The 6,674-nt window shown below is 40.0% G+C and carries 6 protein-coding genes; all 6 read left to right on the top strand.

Annotated elements, in window-relative coordinates; translation table 11 throughout:
- The first annotated feature begins 51 nt into the window (after positions 1–51).
- A complete protein-coding gene (locus Q0241_RS06570) occupies positions 52–588 on the top strand; it encodes a hypothetical protein (RefSeq protein ID WP_299374963.1) in 537 nt (178 codons plus the stop codon).
- Between the two features lie 392 nt (positions 589–980).
- Positions 981–1,379, top strand: a complete 399-nt coding sequence (locus Q0241_RS06565; RefSeq protein ID WP_299374961.1) for a hypothetical protein — start codon at positions 981–983, stop codon at positions 1,377–1,379.
- Between the two features lie 182 nt (positions 1,380–1,561).
- Positions 1,562–2,197, top strand: a complete 636-nt coding sequence (locus Q0241_RS06560) for a TnsA endonuclease N-terminal domain-containing protein (RefSeq protein WP_299374960.1) — start codon at positions 1,562–1,564, stop codon at positions 2,195–2,197.
- A gap of 3 nt (positions 2,198–2,200) precedes the next feature.
- On the top strand, positions 2,201–4,189 hold the full coding sequence (locus tag Q0241_RS06555) for a DDE-type integrase/transposase/recombinase (RefSeq protein ID WP_299374958.1): 1,989 nt from the start codon (positions 2,201–2,203) through the stop codon (positions 4,187–4,189).
- 39 nt (positions 4,190–4,228) lie between these two features.
- On the top strand, positions 4,229–5,092 hold the full coding sequence (locus Q0241_RS06550; protein WP_299374956.1) for a TniB family NTP-binding protein: 864 nt from the start codon (positions 4,229–4,231) through the stop codon (positions 5,090–5,092).
- Positions 5,089–6,674: TniQ family protein (locus Q0241_RS06545; protein WP_299374954.1), on the top strand; the 1,586-nt coding region annotated here is incomplete at its 3' end. The genes Q0241_RS06550 and Q0241_RS06545, both read left to right, overlap by 4 nt.

The following is a 6,674-nucleotide window of genomic DNA, read 5'->3' as shown; positions in this document are numbered from 1 at the left end:
CTTGTTTATAAATACTCAGACGGCTTTTTCGCATGTGTCCCATGATACCTCATTTTTGAGTTATCTGGGTCAGCCCCATATTTAAAAGAGCTAAATCAACATCAAGACCAAGTCAGCATTGAACTCACCCTTAATGAGTTACATAAGTCGTTTTCCTCGCTCACCCAAGGCGAGCAAAAGTACGCGAAATTGTTTTTAAACGACCTACAGCGCGGCGATGCGCAGTTGATTGAAAGTCACAGCTTTAGAGACTACATCAACACTTATAAAGAGAACGCCGAAAACGCGCAGTTCAACGCGTTAGTGAACGCCTTTGGCTTAGATCATAATCTGCTTAGTGCGTTAATGGCTGACAATGTTAACGAGAAGAACCTAAACAGCTTTGGCCGCTTCGACGCGCTAAAAGCGACAGTGGATAAAAACAAAGCCAAAGCCTATTTCGAGAAACAAGACGGTATGGCTATACCGCTCTTTAAACTAAATATGCGCATCGCTAAGTTTCTTAAGCAATTTATTCTGGAGCAGTCTGATGATGCTATAGCCGGTCTTCTAACTGATGCTGATGGAATGCAGGGATATGTGGAGTAGAATGGAATTATGATTATGAACAGATTATTTCCGAAGAGCTCCGAATTGGAGGTGGTGGGACTTGCAGGTACAAACCATTCTTCATCGCTTAAATCAAATTTTGCCAGTATTATACTCCCTAATTCGGAGCTATGAATTATAAAAATCATGTACAGCAAGATATTGAATTAGGTTTACACCCTAGTTTAATGAAAAATAATTTGAGTGATGACAATAAGAGGTTTTAATATTTTAAATCGATTTATAATTTTATTTTAAAACAATAAATTAATAAGCTTGGCGATCGTAATTTTTAATAATAATTGACCTGTTTTTAAAAATATAAAAAAAATCAAAATCCCCAAAATACGACCCTATGTTTAATTCATCTGAAACCGTTATAGGAATTTCTTATGAATAAAACTCTTATAAATATTATTCTTTCAGAAAAAATTTGGGACATTGTTTGGACTGTTCCAAATAACCTTCCTAAGGCTCAGCGTGAAAGGCTGGTCGAAGCGAGTGAATGGCTTGAAGAGGCTTTTTCCCTAGCAAACAGTATAAAGAGTTGTACGGCACATAATGCTGCCGAGGCCCTTGCCAGAGAAGACGCCAAACAAATGGTCGCCGATTTAATCGAGGAGTATGAGAAATTACTTCAGGCCGATCATTTAAAATCGGAATTTAAAATTAAAAAATATATTGCGGGTGAAATGGGGGAAGAAATATTTAATTCCGAAAATTCTTTTCCAATTAAATATCTATTTATTTCAATTTCAAAAGTGCCTGAACTCGTTGATTTAACTTGTTGATTAAAATAATTCAGCACAGCCAGGTTCGTCTTGGCTGTGCTTATTTTAATTAAAAAAATAGGGCAAAAAAACAGCAGGTATTTAATTGTTTAATTAATTAAACACACAAAAATATAGCTCAAAAATAAATTTCAAAAACCACCCTATTTTTTCTGAACTAAAAATGAAGTTTGGAGAAAACAATGATTAATTTTGATTACACACCCGTTCGTAACCCTGTTCGTAAAAAGAAGGGCACATATTGCGGATATTTCCCAAGTACGAAAATGAACCGAATGATCGGTTATGAATCAACACTGGAACTTGATGCCATTTGTTTGTTTGAAGCTGATCCTTTCGTACAGGCTTATTGTGAGCAGCCTAAGCAGGTCACTTATACTCGTCATCAAAGGTCTCACACTAACACTGTAGATTTTGTGACCTTACGGGATGGTGTCGAGGAGTTCTTTGAAGTGAAGCCTTATGAGAGGCTTGAAAACAAGGAGACGGAAGCTATCTACGCCGCAGTTGGAGAGGTATATAGAGAGCAAGGCCACTATTATAAACTCTTTACTGAGTTTGAAATCAGGCAAGAGCCACGGCTACCAAATTCAAAAGAGCTGCTCAGATATGTACGGGTACCTGTAACTGAAGATCATAAGGTGATTGCAAGGGATTACTTGGCGCCAGGTCATGAGGTTACGATCAAAGAGCTTAGTTCCTATCTACCGATGCCAATTGTTTACGCACTAATTTGGGCTGGCTACCTAATTATCGACCATTCGGAAAAATTAACATCTGCATCTTTTGTTTCATTAAGCACAGCAGCGGAGGGCTAAGTTATGGGAATTATGATGCAAAATCTTAGTCTGTTTAAAAATGCTGAAATTTCTTTTAAGGGTCAAAATTATACCCCGATCAAGCAAGTAAAGGGAAATATCCAGCTAGAACGTATCGACACTGGTGAGGTAATAAGTCTCTGTACTCGAGATTTTGTTGCATTTTCTCAAAGTGGAGAAATAGAGGTTAAGAACCAATGTTGGTTTTTTGATGGCGGTATTCATTCCAAAACCTTTGACGCCTATCCTGAAAAAGAAAAGAAAATAGCTCGTAACAAGTTTAAATATATTTCCCGTCTACAATCAAAATTTGGCCTCGGACCTTATAACAAATCTGAACTTTATGACGCGATTGAGGAAATTCAGTTTGAGGATAACCTGAAAAAAGGAATCAGCTGTAGAACTCTTCAGCGATGGTTGAAAGCGTATGCGGATAGTGGCCAGGATATTCGGTCCCTGCTTCCAGCAGATAGTAGAAAAGGCAACCGCAAGTCAAGATTGCCTCATAAAGTGATTGATACGATTAATGATGTGATTGACCGCATTTATATGCGAAGAGAGCGGGTTACTGTCGATCGAATTAGAGCGGAAGTGTTTAGAGTACTTACTGAGTACAATGAGAAGGTTACCCCTGCCCATGCAGTAAAATTGCCTAGCGAATCAACGGTGTTACGCGCGATTAAAAAGAGAGATCCTTACAGTTTATGTGTCACTAAACATGGGAAGGCTAAAGCGGATAGTAAGTTTAAGCAATTTTATGCTTCTGCCCCTGTAACTCGCCCTATGCAGTGCGTTCAGATGGACCACACACAAATGGATCTTATGGTCCTAGCTGGCGCTGGTATAGCTGTGAAGCCTTGGTTAACCATCGCTCTTGATCAGTATACAAGGATGATTGTTGGCTATTATATCTCAATTGATAAGCCAAGTTTTAATAGCATTGGTAAATGTTTGTCGGATGTCATTGATCCTAATGGGTTGGTACCGACGTTTAATCCCCCTGAAATGTTGCTTCTTGATAATGGCGCAGAGTTTCATTCAAAAGAAATGGTTGAAGCCTCTTTTGAGATGAATTGTATTATTAAATATTGTGAGGCAGGTGATCCTATACAAAAAGCGCATGTCGAACGTTATTTTAGAACTCTTAACACGAGCTATCTTCATCAGATTAAAGGCACGACCTTTGGTGATGTAAAGCTACGCGAAGATTATGATTCTGTTAAAGAGGCTAGTTTAACGCTGGATGAATTCGAGGCTATGACAAAGGAGTATTTTACAGAGATTTATCCAAATGAATGGCACGGCGGCATTTACCAAACTCCTCTTGAATTATGGAATGCGAGCGTGGAGCAAGGAATGTCTGGTTACCTTAATTTAGGAACACAGTTTAAATATAAATTAATGCCACAAATAACTCGAACAGTTCAGTCAACTGGGTTTGAGGTATCCGGCTTGTTTTATAATATGGATGACTTGGGATATTACCGAGCTAATTATCCAAAAGGCCATCCGTTTGAAATTCGTTACGACCCCGATAACTTAAGTAAAATATTTTTTAAGGATCCTGAGAATGGTCGATTTGTTTCAGTGCCCGCGTGTGATCAAGAATATACCCATGGCTTGAAATCTTTCCAACATCGACAAATAACTAAGAAAAGAGCGGATAATAAAACCAAAAATAAGAATAGTGTTGATAGACTATTTCGTAAGGCTGAGTTTTTTGAGGGCCAGAACTGGAAAAGTCCTGCGAAACGAACATTCTTACAAGCGGGTTCTAGTAATCCGGATAAATTAATTAAAGAGGCTCAAAAAAATATTCCGGCTTCATCAAATGGATTTGATGATATTTATTCTAGCAATAAATTTGCTTCAGAATTTGGATTTTCTGAAAATATAAGTGTTTCAAATAAAACGCTTAATTCAGAAGAAAATGAATTTAATTTTTCGGTTAATTACGAAAATTATTCAAACAAATATAAAATTGAGAAATGATCCTATTTTTTACTCACGTTTAATTTAAGGAGTAAAAAAATGGAATATGAATTTAATCAGATCGCTGAAATTAGAAATGTGTTTGTTGAGAACCAACGAACACATTCCGCCCATCAAAGATTATTAAATTATATCATGTCGGAAAAACAATCCCGGCAAGGGTCTTGTATGTGCCTGATTGGGGATTCTGGGGCAGGTAAAACGACTTTTATTCAGAACTTTATATCTAGAAACCCTGAATTGAAAATCTTGAGAGTAGATGTGCCGCCGTCATGCTCTATTAAAGCATTCACACAAGAAATTCTAAAATGCCTTGGAGATATTGGTTGGGCGAACACGCGCTCAACCGGTGTTCAGCTTTCAATGAAAATAAAATACGTGCTTGAAAAAGAAGGTATTGATTTAATCGTTTTTGACGAAGCCCAGCACTTTGTCGAAACAAAAAAGAAAAGTGTGATTTATGATGTGGCCGATTGGCTTAAGAACGGTCTTAATGAGTGGAAGGTGCCAATCTTATTAACTGGGCTTGATAGGCTGAACAGTGTCTTTACAGAAAATGAGCAACTCGAAAGGCGTCTGAAGGGGCGTTTGGAATTTAATCAAAATCAATCAGGTGATGCGCAAGCTAGGGAAGACTGGCTTCATTTCTTGCATGTCATCTCCAACGAGTTGCCCTTCCATGGCGATAGTAATCTTGATGAACCGAAAATGGCCCAGGCTCTCTGGATCGCAAGCAGTAGACTACGAGGTCGTGCAATAAGGTTGATTGAACGTGCCGCGGAAATTTCGTTTTGGAATAAAGAAAGCCGTTTAAGCCCCTCGTCGTTAAATGAAGCTTTTATTGAACTGGCAAATAGAGAAGAAAAATCAAACGGAAATCCTTTTCTGGGGATGGTACAATGAGATTGTCCATCCCACTAACTGCACCACTTGAAGCTGGTGAAAGCCTTCATGGGTATTTATTACGGCTATCAGGTGAAAACCTTTATAGTTCCATCAGTGTTGTCCCAAATGCGTTAGGCCTAGATGTACGTGGCGCTTCTGGCTTGGTGAAGCTCGCGAATTACTCTGAGGTGCTTGAACCGTGTCTGCATACTTCAGCCGATAAGCTTAAAGAAAAAGGTTATCAATCAGACAAATCGTCTAAAGGTTCCATTCTGGGATTTGGTGAGCAGAAGCTTGATAGAGAACTTATCGATCTATCGAGAAGTAAGCTATGCCCCCAGTGTTTAAAGGAAGAACCTTATCATAAACAGGTGTGGGATCTTGTTGGTTATACGCACTGTCCAAAACATCACTGCGCTTTAATAGGGGTATGTCCTACTTGCGGGAGAAAACTATCCTGGTCCCGTACAACACTTTGTCACTGTCGCTGTGGGGAAGAATTGAGCTCTGTAGAGCCCAATTCTGTTAACTCAGCTCCCCTTTCACTTTTGATGTCAGCACTTGAGAGCTCTTCAGGTGTTGCGATTTCTAAAAATCTACCAGAACCATTTACCTCTATGGCCAAGCTGGATGTGGTCGATTTTCACAAGGTGATTTCGCTTTTGGGAGCTGTGCTCCTTAAGTTAGACAGCCGTAAAAGTAGTCGTTTGGCAGGATTGTCTTTAGAGGCGTGTGCTGGGCTAATGGAGGAAGCTGCAAAGCTTCTTGATAATTGGCCTTATAACTTCTGGAACCAGATTGATGTTTATCGTGCACATCTGCTGAGCTCCAAAAAGAAAAGCGCGGGCCTCCAGGGGGCATTCGGGGCGCTCTACAAGGGGCTGTATGGTACTGAATATAGTGTATCTCTACAGCTCTTTAGAGATACCTTTAAGGACTACCTCAGGGATCGTGGATACGATCAAACAGTAAAGCATCAAGGTTGTACATCTGTCTGGGGAACGGGTCGCCAAAAAGAAACTTTGAGCCGGGAAGAAACAGGGAAGTTTTTGCAAGTTGGCCCAAAGAAAATTCAATGGCTTGAGGGCATGGGTATTCTCAAGCCAGTCACGTTGGAATCAATAGAGAAGAAATACCGTAACTACACTGCAGAGAATGTTGATCAGGCTAAGAGCTATCTGGCGAGCCTGATCAGTCTGGATGACCTCTGTCGAATTATTGGTATCAGCCGTCAGGTCGGAGATGACTTGGCCGCTCAGGGGCTATTAAAAGCAGCTCGCGGACCGAATGTCGATGGAAATAGGAACTGGGTATTTACGCCAGCAGCACCACAGACCTTCTTAGATAGCTTGGCTAATAAAGCTATATCTAGCAAAGGCATCTCATCTCAAGATTTGGTTAGCCTTAACGAAGCATTTTCAGGGTTGCGGCAATACGGAGTAAGCCACCTGGATGCGATAATGATGGTTCTGGGCGGTGAACTATCGGTCTATTTGCAAAGGGATCCACCAAAGGTTCTTGGTGACATTCTCGTAAGAAGGGGGGATTTATCGGTCCAAGGCATTCTTCAAATGAAGTCAGGTATCCGGTCGCTTGTAAC

Origin of the sequence: uncultured Kiloniella sp., assembly GCF_937128705.1 — a bacterium.
Classification (GTDB): domain Bacteria; phylum Pseudomonadota; class Alphaproteobacteria; order Kiloniellales; family Kiloniellaceae; genus Kiloniella.
The sequence above is the reverse complement of the archived record's forward strand: the minus strand, read 5'-3'. Positions and strand labels throughout refer to the sequence as shown.